Genomic DNA, 15859 nt, shown 5'->3' with positions numbered 1-15859 from the left:
ATAAGTGAATCGCCACCTCGTGTTTGCGTGCTCAGAAAAGTAGAATTCAGATGCGGCACCACGCGATGTCGTTTGGACGCGATTGAAACAACAGAAGGCGAAAGATGAAGATTTCGGGATTAGCTTTGGGGGTGCTGCTGAGCGCAGGCGTGGCGTGTTCTACCGACGCCCAACTGTATGCCACCGGGGCCTCGAACCTCGGGCCCGTGTTCGAGGTCAATCCTGCCACGGGACAGGAAACCGAATTGGGGACTTTCGGCTTCCGTATCGAAGACTTGGCGGGGGATTCGGTCGGCGGTTTGTGGGGTATTGGATTTGATTCGACCGCCAGTATTTTTCAGATCGACCCCACCGATCAAAGCGTCATCTCAACAGCCCCGTATGACGCCTTGGCTATTCTCTCCACGCTAGCCATCCACCCGACGACCGGCGAGTTTTTCGCCACGCCGGGCACGCAGGGCGGTGCGATGTATCGGATCGATCCGCTAACCGGTGAATCTACGGAGGTCGGTGAATTCGAACTGAACCTGTCTTCACTGGCGTTCGACAACACCGGCCGGCTCTACGGGTCTTCGGATTCTTCACTTTACGAGATCAACCCGGCGACGGCCGCGGTCGATCTGATCACCGACCAACTATCCGTGTTCCGCTTTGATGACCTGGCGTTCGATCCGCTCGACAACACGATGCTCGGCTTGGGCTTCGACGGGGAATATCGCTTATTCGAGATCGACCCGGCTACGGGCGACAGTACATCGATCGGCGAATCGGTGTTCCGCCCGTCGGGTCTTGCGTTTGTTTACACGGCCTCGTCCCTTTTGGCTGGCGATTACAACGGCAACGGCATCGTCGATGCCGCCGACTACACCGTCTGGCAAGACAGCTTCGGATCAACCACCAACCTCGCCGCCGATGGCAACGGCAACGGGGTCATCGACGCCGCGGACTACACCGTCTGGCAAGACAACTTCGGAGCGGGCAATGCCTCGGCCCTCGGCCTGCTGCCCATCCCCGAGCCCGGGACGCTTGCACTTATGACACTCGGGGTATCTGTGCTCATGCCGCGACGAAAAGCTCGCGTCTGATACTTACGCGGTCTTGGCTGTGAGTACCGCCTCGGTGTAGTCAGCTGCTTCCGAAGAATTACCCGTCACTCGCCTCCCCCTCGCCGGCGGCGTTGAGTTTTTGCGTGAGGCTCACGAACCCCAACCACGCGACGATGGCGAAGAGGGTGGTGATGATGAAGACTTGGGGGCCGATGCCTTCCCAGGGCGGGACCTCGCCGCCGATCCAGGAAAAGCCTTCCCAGCCGGTGAGCAGCCAGACGCCGAGGAACGGGGCGAAGGCGCCGCGGACGCCGGTGAGGGTTTGGTGGATGCCCATGTAGAGGGCGGCGAGGCGTTTGTCGGCGAAGTCGTTGTGGCCGAGGGTCCAGGCGATCATGCCCCCGCCCTGCATGACGCCGCGGAGGAGCATGGGGATGAAGAACAGCCAGAGGTGGCCGGTGACGGCGGCGACGTAGCACGCCGACTGGCCGATCACCCAAGTCAGCCCGTGGCTGATGCGATAGCGTGCGATGTGCTGGCGGTCGAGCAGCTTGGACCACAGCGGCACGGTGAGCGTGGCGAACGCTAAGGGCACGGTGGTGGTCAGTAGCATGCCGAGGGTGTTGGCGTTGTCGCGGTCCTTGATCTCCTCGATGACGAAGAGGGCGAAGGCGGTGTTGCCCATCATGTTGGCGATGCCCGCGAAGAACTGCCAAGTCATGTACGAGCGGAAGGCGGCGTCTTCGCGGAGCACGGAGACGAAGTTGTGCGGCCGACCGTCGCGTCGGCGGGGCAGGTCTTCGTCGGCGTGGGGCTCGCGCTCGCTGCGCAGCAGGGCGGGTTCCTGGCGGACGCGGATACGGGTGTAGGCGACCACGCCCACGATGCCAATCAGGGCGGCCACAGGGTAGATGACGCGGAAGAGTTGGGGGTCGCGGTCGAGCAGGGGGCCGACCACGGCGGGCACGGCGGCGAAGAGCAGCGTCGCCATCAACACAAACTTCCCGGTGATCCGCGCCCGGACGTGCCGGGGGAAGTTCATCCGCCAGACGGCGCTGCGCAGCATCACCACGCCCGCCATCAGGCAGCGCCCCAATACCACGGCCGCCACCAACCCGGCGGCGCCGTAGCCCTGCTCGTCCTTCGGCAGCACCGCCACCGAAGCTACCAGCACGAGCATCGCGCTCATGAGCATCCCGGCGAAAGCGGTCTTCCGCCGACCCTTCACGGCCCGGGCCCAGATGAACCCGAGCAGGTTCACGAACATCGGTGCCGCCGCGATCGTGGCGAACTGCGTCGGGCTGATCCCGAAGACCACGACGCCGAACACCCCCACGACCCCGGCATCGAGCATGGCCACCGCCACCGGCAGCGTCGCCGAGGTCAGAAGTTCCTGTCGGAAAGCCTTGCGGGTGCCCCAGGGCTGCCGGGCGGGGTGAAACGACTCGATCGCACGCTGAATCATGCGGGCACTGTAGCCGACCCGCGCGGAAGAGTCTGCTAAACTATGTTTATCTGCGATAGATTTTAGGTACAATGCCCGTCCGCGTGCTGTTTCGCCTCACGCCTCTCACCTCACGATCCCCTCCGCCAGGAATCCCGATATGAAATGGCTGTTGTCTGTTGTCGCCCTCGTCGCCTGCCTGCTGCTGACGCCCGCGGTCCATGCGGGGGAAAAAGCCAAGCCCAACATCGTCCTGATCTTCACCGACGACATCAGCGCCCGTGAGCTGCCGATCTACGGCTCGAGCAAGTGGTCGCTGCCCAAGACCGGCAAAGACACTTCTGATACCCAGTTCCGTGCCGACACCCCGGTGCTCGACCGCATGGCCAACGAGGGCCTGTGGGCGACCAACGCCTGGTCCAACACCGTCTGCTCCCCGACCCGGGCGATGATGATGACCGGGCGTTACGCCAGCATCCACAAGTGGTGGAACAACGGCGACCTGGGCAAGAGCCCGGACGGTAACTGGGTTTGGCCGTTGTACGAATCCTCGCCGTGGCAGCTCGGTCACGCAGCGCGTGACGCGGGCTACGTCAGCATCTGGGCGGGCAAGACCCAGATGAAGCAGGTCGACCACCGCAAGTTCGCTTTCGATGAAGGCGTGTTCACCCCTGGCTCGTACCTCTACCCCGACAACCCCCACACCGACTTCAAGCTCGTGAAGAAGAAGGGTGGGGACAAGAAAGACCAGATCAACCTCGACACCGGCAAGACCGTGCAGAGCTACTCGCAGCCGAGCTGGTACTGGAAGCCTTCGGTGGCTTTGCTGAATCACCCCTCCGCCCCCGAGCCCGGCGGCGAGAAGGAGCAGATCACCTGGTGGCCGCACACCCCCGAAGCCCAGGCGGAGTACGGCCTGCACACCTACGGCCCCGACGTCGAGCTCGACTTCATCTTCGACTTCATGGACCGCGCGGTCGCCGACGACAAGCCGTTCTTCGTGTACCACTGCAGCCACCTCGGCCACGACGGCTTCGACTTCCTCCACCCCGAGGCCGGCAACAAACTCCCCGGCACGCCCGTCATCGAATGGGACGGCAGCGCCTACACCCGCACCGAACCCAAAATCACCGGCGACAACGGCGTCTACGACACCCACGGCACCGTCACCGGCCCCGGCATGTATTCCCACGTCGAATACCTCGACTACCAGACCTGGCTCTACCTGCAAAAACTCGAAGAGCTCGGCCAACTCGACAACACCCTGGTCATCTTCACCTCCGACAATGGCACCTGGGGCTACGGCAAGCACAGCCACGACCGGCAGAAGGGCACCCACGTGCCGTTCATCGTCTACGCCCCGGGCCTGGGCCTGACCAAACAGGGCAAGCAGGATGTGCTGCTCACTCTGGCCGACATGCTCCCGACGCTGGCCGAGGTCATGGGCGTTGAGCCGCCCGAAGGTTACGAGCTCCACGGCGAGAGCTTCTGGTCGTTCCTCACCACCGACCAGGCCGACCACCGCGACTGGGTGTATTCGTACAAAGGCGCGCTGCAACTCATCCGCGGCAAGCACGTCCTGAAAGACGGCTACGACAAGTGGTGGGACGTCTCGGAAATCCCCGACGACCTGATCAGCTTCCCGCAGATCAAGGACTGGTCCAAGGTGTCCGACGCCCACCGTGCCGAGCGAGACCTGTTCGTCAACGACATCATGCCGCGGTACGACAACCACGCCACCGAACGCGATGCGCCCCGGAATCCGTGATCCACGGTCTCGCGGGAAAGCTTAGTCGGTGAGGATGGTGCGTTTGCGATACGCCCCGGGGGTCTCGTCGAGCATGCGCTTGAAGACCTGGCTGAGATACGTGTAGGACTTTAAGCCCGAGGCCTTGGCGACGTCTTCGACGTCCATACTGGTTTCGGCCAAGAGCTTTTGTGCATGGCGGACGCGGCGCCAGCGGATCACCTCGGCCGGGGTCTTGCCGAAGGCCTCTTTGAAGTTGCGATCCAACGACCGCCGGGTGATCGGCACCTGCGCCGCGACGTCTTCCATCTGGATCGGCTCGAGGGCGTGCTGATCGATGAACCGCATCGCCGCGATCAGGTTCTGATCGGTCACGGCGAAGGTGTCCGTCGAGGCGGTCGCGTGGACCTTCACCGGCGGAAGCAACGTTTCCATCGGGACCGACGTGTCGTTGCGGATCAGGCGGTCCAAAGCATGCGCTGCTTCGTAGCCGACGTTGTGGCTGCCGGTCACGATAGAGGACATCGCCGGGTCGCAGGCCTCGCAGAGCACGTTGTCGCGGTCCCCGGCGAGGATCGCCACCTCGTGCGGCACCACGACCCCGGCCCGTCGACACGCCTCGATCAGATCGACGCCGCGTTGGGTGCCGAAGAGGTAGATCGCGCAGGGCTTGGGCAGGCTCTTCACCCAGGCCTGGAGGTGCTGCATCAGTTCCGTGCGGTTGGGCTCGACCGCGTTCGACACCTCGGACCGGTCCACCAAGGTTTGGAAGCCTTGCCGGGCCACCTCGGCTTCGAAGGCTTCGCGGTGGCGTTTGATGTTCGGCTGGTCTTCCCGTCCCGAGTACGCAAAGTGTCGGAAGCCGCGCTCCAGGAAGTGTTGCGTCGCCATCTCGGCCACGAGGTGGATATCCGAGACCACCCGCGGCGCTTCCACCCCCGGGATGAGCGCGGCCGACACATTGACGTAAGGGACGCCCAACGAGTTGACGTGCTCGGCCAGTTCGGGCGTGTTGATCGCGGCGATCACCCCGTCGCCGTCCCAGTCTTCGTCGACCTGCAGCTTGCCCTGGGGGTAGTGCGCACGGACATCCAGGTTCCACCGGCCATGACGGTAGCCGTATTGAAACACGCCCTGCATCAGGCGTCGGCCCCAACCCAGCGAGGTGTGGACCAAAACCGCCACGCGGGGAACGGGGCTGAAGGGGGACACCGAAGGGGAGGGGATTGAAGTCAACGTGGGTTCTGAGGGGGGACGCTTGCCGAGCATAATCGGGACATGAACATCACAGGCGAGTAAATAGACGCCGCATTGTAGCGGGCCACGCCACGACCTTATAGCTTATAATTTTTAATCAATCTGGACATTCTTCCTCGGCCCGCTGGACTCTCGCCATGAAACCGCCACGACACCTCATCGCCACACTGACCGCCGCCGCGATCATTTTGGCCGCGCTGGGCCCAGCGGTCGCCGCCGACCAGCCCAACATCATCCTGATCTACACCGACGACATCAGCGCGCGGGAGCTGCCGATCTACGGCTCGTCGGAGTGGACCGACCCGCTGAGCAACAACACCAGCGACCCGCAGTACCGGGGCAAGACGCCCGTACTCGACCGCCTGGCCAACGAGGGTGTGTGGATTGCCGATGCCTGGGCCGCGACGATCTGCTCGCCCAGCCGGGCCATGATGATGACCGGGCGCTACGCCAGCCTGCACAAGTGGTGGCACAACGGAGCCATCGGCCGGGTCGCCCTCGACGACAAGGGCACGCGGACCCGCCCAAGCCGACTCTACGAAACCTCGCCCCTTCTCATCGGCCACGTCGCTCAGCAAGCGGGCTACGCCACGCAATGGGTCGGCAAAACTCAGATGCCCGGCTGCGACGAAGACGCCCACCAGCACTTCGGCTTCGACGAAGGCGTTTTCACCCCCGGCAACTCGATGTTCGCCCCCAACCCCCACACCGACTTCCGCGTCGACTACACCAAAGTCGACGGCAAACGCGCCACCGTCAACGTCGACACCGGCCAGGTCATCAAGAGCTATGGCCAAACCTCCTGGTACTGGAAGCCCGGCGTCGCGCTCATGAACCACCCCGCCAACTCCAAGCCGATGGAGTACTGGCCCAACACGCCCGAATCTCAAGCCACCTTCGGCCTCAACACCTACGGCCCCGACGTCGAGCTCGACTTCATCTTCGAGTTTATGGACCGAAAGCATTCCGACGGCCAGCCCTTCTTCATCTACCACACCACCCACCTCGGCCACGGCGCGTTCAACTGGATCGACCCCTCCGCCAAGAGCAAATACGTCAAGACCCCCAAAATCCATTGGGACGGAAACGCCTACCACCGCGACGCCCCCAACATCACCGGCGACGACGGCGTCTACGACGACCACGGCACCCTTAGCGAGATGGGCATGCACGCCCACGTTGAATACCTCGACTACCAGGTCTGGCTGTACCTCAACAAGCTCAAAGACATGGGCATCGAGAACGACACCGTCCTCATCTTCTGCTCGGACAACGGCACTTGGGGCTACGGCAAAGGCAGCCACGACCGGCAGAAGGGCACCCACGTCCCGCTCATCATCCACGCCCCCGGCCTGAACTTCACCAAGCAGGGCAAGCAGAACGTCCTCGCCTCCATGGCCGACATGCTCCCGACCCTCGCCGACCTCGTCGGCACTGAGATCCCCGTCGACTACGAAATCCACGGCCAAAGCCTGATCCCCTTCCTCACCACCAACAAACCAACCCACCGCGAATGGGTCTACGCCTACAAGAAAGACATGCAGCTCATCCGCGGCACGCACGTCCTCAAAGACGGTAACGACAAATGGTGGGACGTCTCCGAAACCCCCGACGACCTCATCAGCTACCCCGAGATCACGGACTGGTCCCAGGTGTCGGACGCACACCGGGCCCAGCGTGACCTGTTCGTCAACGGCATCCTGCCACGCTACGACACCTACAACACCGAGCCCGATCCCCCGACCCCGATACTTGATTGAATCGCTCATCGCGCAATTTTCTGAGAAATCCGCCGACCGGAACGGTCGATCCCGCAGGCCCCTTGGCTTTGGGGCGTTATGGGGTAGAATGTCCTAAATTTATTGCTTTTCCCATCAAGGCCTGCTCCCATGAAACATCTTTCCCGCCGTCAGCTCCTGAAGTCGTCCGCCGCGATTGGCGCGTTTTCGATCATCCCCGCCCCGCTCGTGCGTGGCCAAAACTCCCCGTCGGCCACGGGAGCCAGCCCCAACGACCGCGTCAACGTCGCCTGCATCGGTATCGCGCAGCGCGGCCACGGCAACACCAACAACATCTCCAACTCCGGCCTGGCCAACATCGTGGCCCTCTGCGATGTCCACCTCGCCCAGGAACACGCCCAGGAACACATCGCCAAGCACCCCGACGCGAAGACCTACACCGACTTCCGCGTGATGTTTGACGAGATGGCCGACGACATCGACGCCGTGGTGATTTCGACGCCCGACCACTCCCACTTCACCATCGCTGTGCAGGCCATGGCCTTGGGCAAGCACGTCTACGTCGAGAAACCTCTCGCCCACACCTTCGGCCAATGCGAGCGTCTCATCGACCTCGCGGCCCGCACCGGCGTGGTCACGCAGATGGGCAACCAGGGCCACTCCTCGGGCAACCTCATGCAGTTCCAATCGTGGACCGAGGCCGGGGTCATCAAAGACGTCACCCGCATCTCCGCCTTCATGAACAAGTGGCGGCGATGGCACGGCTGGGGCCAGGACGCCACCGGCTACCTCGAGCAACCGCTCCCCGCCGACATGAACTGGGACGCCTGGATCGCCTCCGCCCCGATGCACCCGTTCTCCGAAAAGCTCCACCCCGGCAACTGGCGCTCGTGGTACGACTACGGCTGCGGCTGCTTCGGCGACTGGGGCCCGCACATCCTCGACACCGCCCACCGCTGCCTCGAGCTCGGCCTGCCCACCAAGGTCTCAGCCGTCCACCGCGACGGGCCCAACGACTTCGTCTACCCCCAGGCCACCACCATCCAATTCGACTTCCCCGAACGCGGGTCCATGCCCGCTTGTGCGGTCACCTGGTACGACGGCCAGACCAACTTCCCGCCCGTCGAGCCCGAGCTCGGCAACTGGCGCCGCAACCAGGAAACCAAAGAAATCGAACGCGCGCCCCTGGAGGTCAGCCCCAAAAACCCAGGCAAGATCATCTACGGCAAGGACCTCACCTTCTACGGCGGGTCACACGGCTCGGTCCTCCGCGTCGTCGAGGGCAACGACGACCCCGACTTCCGCAAGACCCTGCCCAAGTTCCAGAACAAGGTCTCCAACCACCACAACAACTTCCTGCTCGCCTGCAAGGGCGAAGAAGAAGCCCGCTCGCCCTTCGCCATCAGTGGGCCGCTCTCGCAGGTCTTCAACCTCGGCATCCTGGCCCAACGCTTTGGCGGCGAGCTCGAGTTCGACCCCACCACCAAGCAGATCACCAACCACGCCGAGGCCAACGCGCTGCTCGACCCCGAACCACGTAAGGGCTGGGAGTCGTACTACACGCTCTAAGCTCCGCGCCGCCCCAAGGCCAACCCAGCGAGAAAAATCCCCAACCGACTAAACCTTCCGCGTCGGCCCTGCACTCATCCATGCAGGGCGACGCGGAAGGCTTGTTTTAGCTCTCCCGACGCCCGCACGCCTCCAACCCGGAGTGTCCCATGATGCGTCGCGTGGTTCGTTTTGCCGTTGTCACCTTGGCCGTGGGGATATCGAGCGCGGTCGCGCAAGAGACCGACTTATCGCCCCGGATCAACGCTTCGGCCCACCTCGGCGTAGCCCCGCTGGAAGTCGCCTTCGACGCGTCGCGAAGCACCACCTCCAGCGGAAAACTCGCCGGGTACCGCTGGACCCTCGGCCAAGAAACCCTCGGCACCGGGCCGTCGATCCAACACGTCTTCCAAACCCCGGGCACGCACGAGCTCACCCTCCACCTCACCTCCGACGCCGGCCACTCCGCCACGCAGTCCATCGCGATCTCGGTCGCGGAACAGCCGTGGAAACCCAGCAAGAACATCACCCGTGCCGAGGCCCAGCGTTTCCTCTGGCAGGCCGCCTTCGGACCCACCGAGCAAGACGTCGAGTTTGTGATGCGGCGCGGCTTCGAAGCGTGGATCGACAAGCAGCTCGCCATGCCCGCTTCGCTACTGACCGACAAGCTCGCCCGGAGCCGAGAGAACGAGATCGAGTACGACGAGGAGCTGGAAGAAGACGACCAGCAAGAGGAAGTCGACACCGTGATCCTGATCGACGATCTCTTGATCGGGGCGGACGATCAGCTGCGGCAGCGGATGGCGTGGGCGTTGGTGCAGGTCCTGCCGATCAACGCCGAGGGGGCGGTGCCCGAGGAGCTCGGCGTCGAGCACGGCCACCGCGCGCTCTACAACGTCTATCTCCGCCACGCCCTGCCCGACCGACGAAGCAAGACCAAGGGCAACTACCTCGAGCTGCTCGATGAACTCACGTTCAACAGCGGCATGGCCCAGTGGCTGACCTACAAGAACAACGCCAAGGCCAACGCCGAGCTCGGCACCACGCCCGACGAGAACTACGCCCGGGAGGTCATGCAGCTGTTCACCATCGGCCTTCACAGGCTGAACCCCGACGGCACCCCGCAACGCGACGCCGACGGACAGCCCATCCCCAACTACACCAACCAGGACGTCGAAGAACTCGCCCGCGTCTTCACCGGCCTGATCGACGGCGAGATCGAACCCGAAGAAGAAGACGACCTCGCCTCCGCGGCCCCCGCCCGGTGGGTGATCACCGACCACGACTTCGGCCCCAAGCGGCTGCTCGATTACCCCGGCGCGAGCAAGAAAACGCGCAATATTCCTGCTGCTTCGCGAAGCAACCGCACCGAAGCCCGCGCCGTCAAAGAGGTGCGCGTCGCGCTGCGTCACCTGTTCAACCACCCCAGCCACCCGCCGTTCATCGCGCATCGCCTCATCCAACGCTTCACCACCAGCAACCCCACGCCCGGCTACGTCCAGCGCGTCGCCGAGGCCTACCAGGGCGAAGGCCCCTACGGCAAGGGCCAGCGCGGCGACCTCGGTGCCACGATCAAAGCCATCCTCCTCGATGACGAAGCCCGCAACCCCGCCTACCGCGACAGTCCGTATGCCGGGCTCACCCTCGAGCCGATGCGCGTCATGGTCGGTGTCGCCCGCGCGTTCGAGCTGCACCAGCCCGCCCGCTACTTGCCCCGCACCGACTACGACCTCATGTGGGAGATGGACGAGTTCACCGGCCAAGGCTTCCTCAACACGCCGTCGGTCTTCAACTTCTACCTGCCCACCTACACGCCCGTGAACACCGAGCTCGCCGCCACGGGTATGGCCGCCCCCGAGCTGCAGCTCATGGACGAGTACCGCGCGATCGCTGGGCTCGAGTTCATCACCGCATCCGTCCTCTACGGCCTCGAAGACTTCAACGAATCCTTCGCCGAGCAAGCCTACGACTCGCTCGAAGACCCCGAGGCTCTCGTTGATCTGATCGCCCAGCGCCTCGACCACGGCGGCCTTGCCCCAGAAACCCGTAGCGACATCGCCACGGCCGTGTCGCGCATCCGCGACCCGGATGAACGCCTCTACGCCGCGGTGTACCTCACGCTCGGCCACCCCGCGTTCCGGGTGCTTCACTGACCCTCAAACCCAGGAGCCACGATGAACGACAACCTCGACCAATTGATTTCTCGGCGTTCGCTTCTCCGCCGTGGCTCGTGCGCGGCGCTAGGCCTCGCGGGCCTGGGTTCGCAGCTGCTGACGACCCGCAGCCTCGCCGCGGCGCTCGACCAGGAGAGCTTCGACGACTACCGCGCGCTCGTCTGCGTCTTCCTCTTCGGCGGCAACGACAACGGCAACACGCTCATCCCCTTGTCCGGCGGCGACCAGTCCTACCGCGACTACGCCAAGGCCCGCGGCAACCTCGCCATCCCGTCGCGGTATCTCAAGCCGATGGCGATCAAACCCGACAACGCCGGGGGGCAGACGTTCGCGCTGCACCCCGCGCTCAAAGGCTTCCAGCAGCGTTTCAAGGAGGGGAACGCTGCGGTCGTCGCCAACGTCGGCACGCTGCTGCAGCCCACCACGCTGCGTGACTACCGCCGAGGGGCGGCGCACGTCCCGCAAGAGCTCTTCGCCCACGAGCGCCAGGCCGAGCAGTGGCAGTTGTCTCGCCCCGATGCGCGTGATGGCCTGGGGTGGGGCGGACGCCTCGCCGACATGCTCCAGGCCGCGGCGACCAACCAGAAATCATCGGTGTCGATGAACATCTCCGTCGCCGGGGTCAGCCAATTCCTGTCGGGCCAAACCGTCAACCCCTACGTGCTCGGGCCCGACGGCACCGCCAGCTTCTCCGAAGACGAGATGTCGCGCCGCGGCAAGGCCCAGCTCCGCCGGGCGTACATGGACATGCTCGCCGCCAGCGAAGACCCCGGCCACGCCAACCGCCACGCCATGCAAGACGTCGTCCGCGACGTCACCGAACGCGCCATCGTCAACGGCGAGATGATCGAAGGCATGATGAACAGCCGGTCGCGCATCAAAGCCAAGGTCCCCGAAGAGAACCCGCTGGCGACGCAGCTCCACACCGTCGCCCGCCTCATTGAAAACGCCGAGTCCAAGCTCGGCCACCGCCGACAGGTCTTCTTCGTCTCCATCGGCGGCTTCGACCACCACGACGGCCTCGTCGGCGACGAAGACTACACCGAGTACATGGGCCCCCACGGCGAACTGCTCACCCAAGTCGACCAGGCCCTCACCCACTTCTGGGAAGCCCTCGGCCAACTGGGCAAACGCGACGAAGTCACCACCTTCACCGCCTCCGACTTCGGCCGAACCTTCGCCTCCAACGGCAGCGGCTCGGACCACGGCTGGGGCGGACACCACCTCGTGATGGGCGGCAAGCAACTCCAAGGCAACCGCCTCTACGGCACCTTCCCCAACATCCGCATCAACGGCCCCGACGACGTCGGCGACGGCCGATTCATCCCCACCACCTCCGTCGACGCCTACGGCTTCGAGTTCGCCCGCTGGATGGGCGTTCCGCTGTCGGAGATGTCCACCGTGTTTCCGAACGTGGGCCGGTTCCTCGACGTGGGCAATCCGTCGAGCCACCTCGGGCTTCTGGCGTAGCGTTCAGCTGTTCCGTTTATTGTGGTGGGCCGTGCTCGGTGTGGTAGAGGTCGAACTGGGGCAGGAGCGACTCGAGCTTCGCTTTCTCTGCGCGGTGCGCGTCCGACACGCTGTCCCAGTCCTTGATCTCGGGAAAGCTGGTGTGGTCGTCGGGGAACTCGGTGACGTCCCACCACTTACCGTCGCCGTCACGCAGCACGTGGTGGCCGCGAATCAGTTGCTTGTCTTGGCGGTAGGAATAGATCCAGTCGTGGTGCTCATCGCTGTCGGTCGACAGGTACAGCCACAGGCTGCGGCCATCGATCTTGTAGTTGTCGGGCAGCGGCACGCCCATGATGTCGGCAAACGTGGGCAGGATGTCGGCGAGCGACGAGATGATGTCCTGGCGACCGCTTTTTGTCATGCCCGGGGCGTAGATGATCATGGGCACGGCCACGCCGCGCTCTTGGATGACCTTGGTTTTGCCGTATTGGTGCGAGCCGTTGTCCGCGGAGAAGATGAAGATGGTGTTGTCCGCGACGCCCATCTCCTCGGCCTTCTGCATGTAACGCCAGAGCATGTAGTCGATGTAGTTGATGTGGGAGTGCAGCCCGGCTTCGGTGACGGTGCCGTGGGCTTCGTATTCGCCCTTGCTGCCGGTGATGTGGGTCGGGGTGCGGTGGTACTTCTCCCCGTCCCATTCGATGACGGGCGTGCCGGCCCACTTGCTGCCGGACTGTGGGTCGAGCCAGTCGAACGTGCCGTGGCCGAGGTGCGTGGCGTGGTAGACGAAGAACGGCTTGCCCGCGTCGTGTTGCCGCTGCATGAAGTCGAGGCAGTAGTCCTGCTCGACGTCCGGCCCGTAGGTGTTCACGCCGAAGTTGGCCTTGTCTTCCTCGGTGTAGGGCCACCACTGCGTGCCCACACGCTTGCCCTTGTCGTTCATCACCGCGATGAATGGCTTGAAGCCGAAGCTCCTCCGGGCCAAGGGGTAGCCGGGAGCGGTCTTGCCGTCGTCGCGGTTCATCACCACGCGTTTCCCGTCGACCTCCACGACGCTGGTCATGAACGTGTTGGCTTTACGGTCCTCATCCAACGCCATGCCTAGGCTCATCACCGCTTCGGTGAATTCAAAACGCTCGAAGTCGCGCTCGTTGCCCCGCATGTGCGTCTTGCCCGCCCAGACGCTGGCGTAGCCACCCATGAGCGCGACCTGGCCCAGCGTGATGGGCGAACTCTCGAAGAGGTACCACTCGCGTTCGCCTTGGGGCGACTGGACCTTGCCGATGTCGCGGTTGTGCCACCACTTGGTTTGGTAGGCGTATCGGCCGGTCATGACCATCGCCCGGGTGGGCATGCAGGTCGGCGTCGCCCAGGTCGTGCGGATCCAGCAGCCCTTGTCGGCCAGCTGATCCATCGCCGGGGTTTTGGCGAGGTATTTGGGGTCGTTCGTGTCGCCGCCTTTGGGCTTGCTCCAGGTGTTGGATGCGTACACCGGGATCTCGCGGGGGCTGATGTCGTCGGCGAACAAGAAGACGATGTTCGGCCGACTGTTGGTAGGTGCCTCGGCCTGGGCTTGGCCATGCAGGACGAGGAAAAGGGTCAGCAGGGCTGAAACAATCAGACGCATGGCGATGGACCTTTGCTGTGATGAGCTGAGCAGATTGAGATGATGCAAATATACTAACATATTTTTATATTTTACGCCAGACTGTATTCCTGTCAACACCAATACAAAAACTCAGTGTGGCACTCCAGAGCTCGATCAGATGTTGCCTTGAAAACTCCACCCAGACGCTAGACCTGCTCGCATAACCGAACGCTAATCGATCCATTAACGGGCGTTTGCCGATAATGCCTCTGGTGGACATCCATGATTAGCCGCGGCTTTTCCATCATCGAATTGGTGATCGTCATCGTGATCGTGGGCCTGCTCGCGGCCATCGCGGTGCCACGGCTCGCGGCGTTCGGCGCCAACGGGAAATACGCCACCACGCATCAGGGCTTTCGTCAGATCGCGGCGGCTTTGGATATCTATCACGCGGACTACATGGCCTACCCGCCCAACGCTGCGATCCAAACCCTCCCGCCCGAGATGGTCGGATACCTGGATGAGGCTGCGTTTACCGTGCCGCCGCCGATCGGCCGGGCGTGGGATTGGAACGGTGAAGGCAGCGGTATCCGGGACCACGGCTTCAATCTCTCCATCCACACCGTCTCACGAGAAGACCGTGACGAGATGGAACGCCGCTTCGATGATGACAACCCCGAGACCGGCATCTACCGCAACCAGAGCCACTACCTGATCTGGCCGGTCGGGCCGTAAGCAGCGTCAGTTTATTTCAATGCGTGGTTGCGGCGAGATAGGGGCAAGGGCCCCAAGCCGTTGCGCCAATCATTCAATTGTCCGGCACGAAGTTGTCCACCGGCCGAATCACGATGTAGTCGTGGCTGCGTTCTTCGATGCCCACGGCGACGAGCAGGGCGGCGAACTCTTCGTTCTCGTTGATGTACACCTGCGGGCGCTCGATACGGCTGGCGTTGAGGTGCGTGCCGTCTTCGAGGACGATGGGTTCGTCCTGGGTCCAGACGGGGAGCTTGGAGAACAGTTCGTAGTGGATGCCGTCTTTGGAGGTGTAGTAGACGACGGATTTTTGGGTGCCGGTGACTTTGCCTTCCCAGTCGGTGCAGACGAGGTTGTACTGATCGTTAGCCCACCAGAGCGTGGGGTCTTCGAGTTCGAGGTTGTAGGGCAGGCGGTTGCGGCCTTCGCCGAGGGTGCGGTAGGGGCCGTCGATGTGGTCGGCGACGTGGGCTTTGAGGCAGGCGTCCCACTTGCCGTCTTGCGTGGGCTTGGGTTTGTGCTTGGAGACCATGTAGACGCTGCCGTCGTCGTGGGCGAGCAGGGCGGGGTTGTTGGCTTTGACGACGGGCTCGGGCAGCGGGGTCCACGGGCCTTCGATCGAGTCGGCATAAGCGAAGCCGGTCGACCACTGCGGGATGCCGAGGTGATAGAGCAGGATGCGGTCGCCGACGCGGGTGATCTTGGGGTTGTGCACGCCCCGGGTCGCCCACGGGTGGTCCTTCGGATGAAGCACAACCTCCGCAAACTCGTACGGCCCAAAAAGACTCTTCGACGTTGCGCGGATCACGTGGCTACGCTTCCAGCCGGAGTCGAACGAGTGGTCGTCCGCCTTGGGCCAACGCGAGCAGAACAGGTGGTACGTGTCGCCGACTTTGATGAGTGACGGGTCCCACAACGACCAGCCCTCCATCTCGAACACCGCGGTCGCGGGGACGGGCCGCAACGCATCACGCAGCGGGTTCGAGTCGGGGTGGGTGACCACCGCGTCGGCGGGGAGCTTGCGGCCGATCTCGTATTCGTCCTCCGCCGCAAACGCGGCAGAAGAAGCAAACAAGCCAGCCGTCACGATGAGCGTAGCGATCTTACGCAT

At 63.7% G+C, this 15859-nt stretch carries 11 protein-coding genes; 7 read left to right on the top strand and 4 right to left on the bottom strand.

Features of this window, described 5'->3' with window-relative positions:
• Positions 1 to 104 precede the first annotated feature (104 nt).
• Entirely contained in the window at positions 105 to 1085 is a 981-nt protein-coding gene (locus tag HNQ40_RS08250) for a PEP-CTERM sorting domain-containing protein (protein ID WP_184677401.1), read from the top strand.
• Positions 1086 to 1143: 58 nt separating this feature from the next.
• Here the strand turns inward: HNQ40_RS08250 and HNQ40_RS08245 are convergent, their stop codons facing one another.
• Entirely contained in the window at positions 1144 to 2511 is a 1368-nt protein-coding gene (locus HNQ40_RS08245) for an MFS transporter (protein WP_184677400.1), read from the bottom strand.
• 139 nt (positions 2512 to 2650) lie between these two features.
• On the opposite strand from HNQ40_RS08245, the gene HNQ40_RS08240 reads away from it, so the two are divergent.
• Complete coding sequence (locus tag HNQ40_RS08240) at positions 2651 to 4258, top strand: sulfatase-like hydrolase/transferase (protein ID WP_184677399.1); 1608 nt, start codon at positions 2651 to 2653, stop codon at positions 4256 to 4258.
• 21 nt (positions 4259 to 4279) lie between these two features.
• Here HNQ40_RS08240 and HNQ40_RS08235 read toward each other — a convergent pair whose 3' ends face one another.
• A complete protein-coding gene (locus tag HNQ40_RS08235) occupies positions 4280 to 5473 on the bottom strand; it encodes an AraC family transcriptional regulator (protein WP_184677398.1) in 1194 nt (397 codons plus the stop codon).
• A gap of 158 nt (positions 5474 to 5631) precedes the next feature.
• Here HNQ40_RS08235 and HNQ40_RS08230 point away from each other — a divergent pair, with 158 nt between their 5' ends.
• The 4 genes from HNQ40_RS08230 to HNQ40_RS08215 all read left to right on the top strand — a co-directional run bounded on the left by HNQ40_RS08230 (position 5632) and on the right by HNQ40_RS08215 (position 12425).
• Entirely contained in the window at positions 5632 to 7254 is a 1623-nt protein-coding gene (locus tag HNQ40_RS08230; RefSeq protein WP_184677397.1) for a sulfatase-like hydrolase/transferase, read from the top strand.
• Between the two features lie 129 nt (positions 7255 to 7383).
• Positions 7384 to 8802, top strand: a complete 1419-nt coding sequence (locus tag HNQ40_RS08225) for a Gfo/Idh/MocA family oxidoreductase (RefSeq protein ID WP_184677396.1) — start codon at positions 7384 to 7386, stop codon at positions 8800 to 8802.
• A 149-nt stretch (positions 8803 to 8951) separates the two neighbouring features.
• Entirely contained in the window at positions 8952 to 10934 is a 1983-nt protein-coding gene (locus HNQ40_RS08220) for a DUF1800 family protein (RefSeq protein WP_184677395.1), read from the top strand.
• A 21-nt stretch (positions 10935 to 10955) separates the two neighbouring features.
• Positions 10956 to 12425: a DUF1501 domain-containing protein gene (locus HNQ40_RS08215; protein WP_184677394.1), complete on the top strand. Its 1470-nt coding sequence runs from the start codon at positions 10956 to 10958 to the stop codon at positions 12423 to 12425.
• Between the two features lie 16 nt (positions 12426 to 12441).
• Here the strand turns inward: HNQ40_RS08215 and HNQ40_RS08210 are convergent, their stop codons facing one another.
• The gene (locus HNQ40_RS08210; protein WP_184677393.1) at positions 12442 to 14034 is read right to left on the bottom strand and encodes a sulfatase-like hydrolase/transferase; all 1593 of its coding nucleotides are present in this window, start codon (positions 14032 to 14034) and stop codon (positions 12442 to 12444) included.
• Between the two features lie 243 nt (positions 14035 to 14277).
• On the opposite strand from HNQ40_RS08210, the gene HNQ40_RS08205 reads away from it, so the two are divergent.
• Positions 14278 to 14730, top strand: coding sequence for a prepilin-type N-terminal cleavage/methylation domain-containing protein (locus HNQ40_RS08205; RefSeq protein ID WP_184677392.1), 453 nt, complete (start codon positions 14278 to 14280; stop codon positions 14728 to 14730).
• Positions 14731 to 14803: 73 nt separating this feature from the next.
• Here the strand turns inward: HNQ40_RS08205 and HNQ40_RS08200 are convergent, their stop codons facing one another.
• A complete protein-coding gene (locus HNQ40_RS08200; protein WP_184677391.1) occupies positions 14804 to 15859 on the bottom strand; it encodes a glycoside hydrolase family protein in 1056 nt (351 codons plus the stop codon).

This window comes from Algisphaera agarilytica, assembly GCF_014207595.1.
Taxonomy (GTDB): Bacteria; Planctomycetota; Phycisphaerae; order Phycisphaerales; family Phycisphaeraceae; genus Algisphaera; species Algisphaera agarilytica.
This window is presented reverse-complemented; position numbering and strand designations above follow the sequence as displayed.

What these genes read in the sequence shown, in the direction of transcription:
- HNQ40_RS08230 (WP_184677397.1), top strand. Translation starts at nt 5,632, where the DNA reads ATGAAACCGCCACGACACCTCATCGCCACACTGACCGCCGCCGCGATC.
- HNQ40_RS08210 (WP_184677393.1), bottom strand. Translation starts at nt 14,034, where the DNA reads ATGCGTCTGATTGTTTCAGCCCTGCTGACCCTTTTCCTCGTCCTGCAT.
- HNQ40_RS08240 (WP_184677399.1), top strand. Translation starts at nt 2,651, where the DNA reads ATGAAATGGCTGTTGTCTGTTGTCGCCCTCGTCGCCTGCCTGCTGCTG.
- HNQ40_RS08205 (WP_184677392.1), top strand. Translation starts at nt 14,278, where the DNA reads ATGATTAGCCGCGGCTTTTCCATCATCGAATTGGTGATCGTCATCGTG.
- HNQ40_RS08225 (WP_184677396.1), top strand. Translation starts at nt 7,384, where the DNA reads ATGAAACATCTTTCCCGCCGTCAGCTCCTGAAGTCGTCCGCCGCGATT.
- HNQ40_RS08250 (WP_184677401.1), top strand. Translation starts at nt 105, where the DNA reads ATGAAGATTTCGGGATTAGCTTTGGGGGTGCTGCTGAGCGCAGGCGTG.
- HNQ40_RS08220 (WP_184677395.1), top strand. Translation starts at nt 8,952, where the DNA reads ATGATGCGTCGCGTGGTTCGTTTTGCCGTTGTCACCTTGGCCGTGGGG.
- HNQ40_RS08245 (WP_184677400.1), bottom strand. Translation starts at nt 2,511, where the DNA reads ATGATTCAGCGTGCGATCGAGTCGTTTCACCCCGCCCGGCAGCCCTGG.
- HNQ40_RS08215 (WP_184677394.1), top strand. Translation starts at nt 10,956, where the DNA reads ATGAACGACAACCTCGACCAATTGATTTCTCGGCGTTCGCTTCTCCGC.
- HNQ40_RS08200 (WP_184677391.1), bottom strand. Translation starts at nt 15,859, where the DNA reads ATGCGTAAGATCGCTACGCTCATCGTGACGGCTGGCTTGTTTGCTTCT.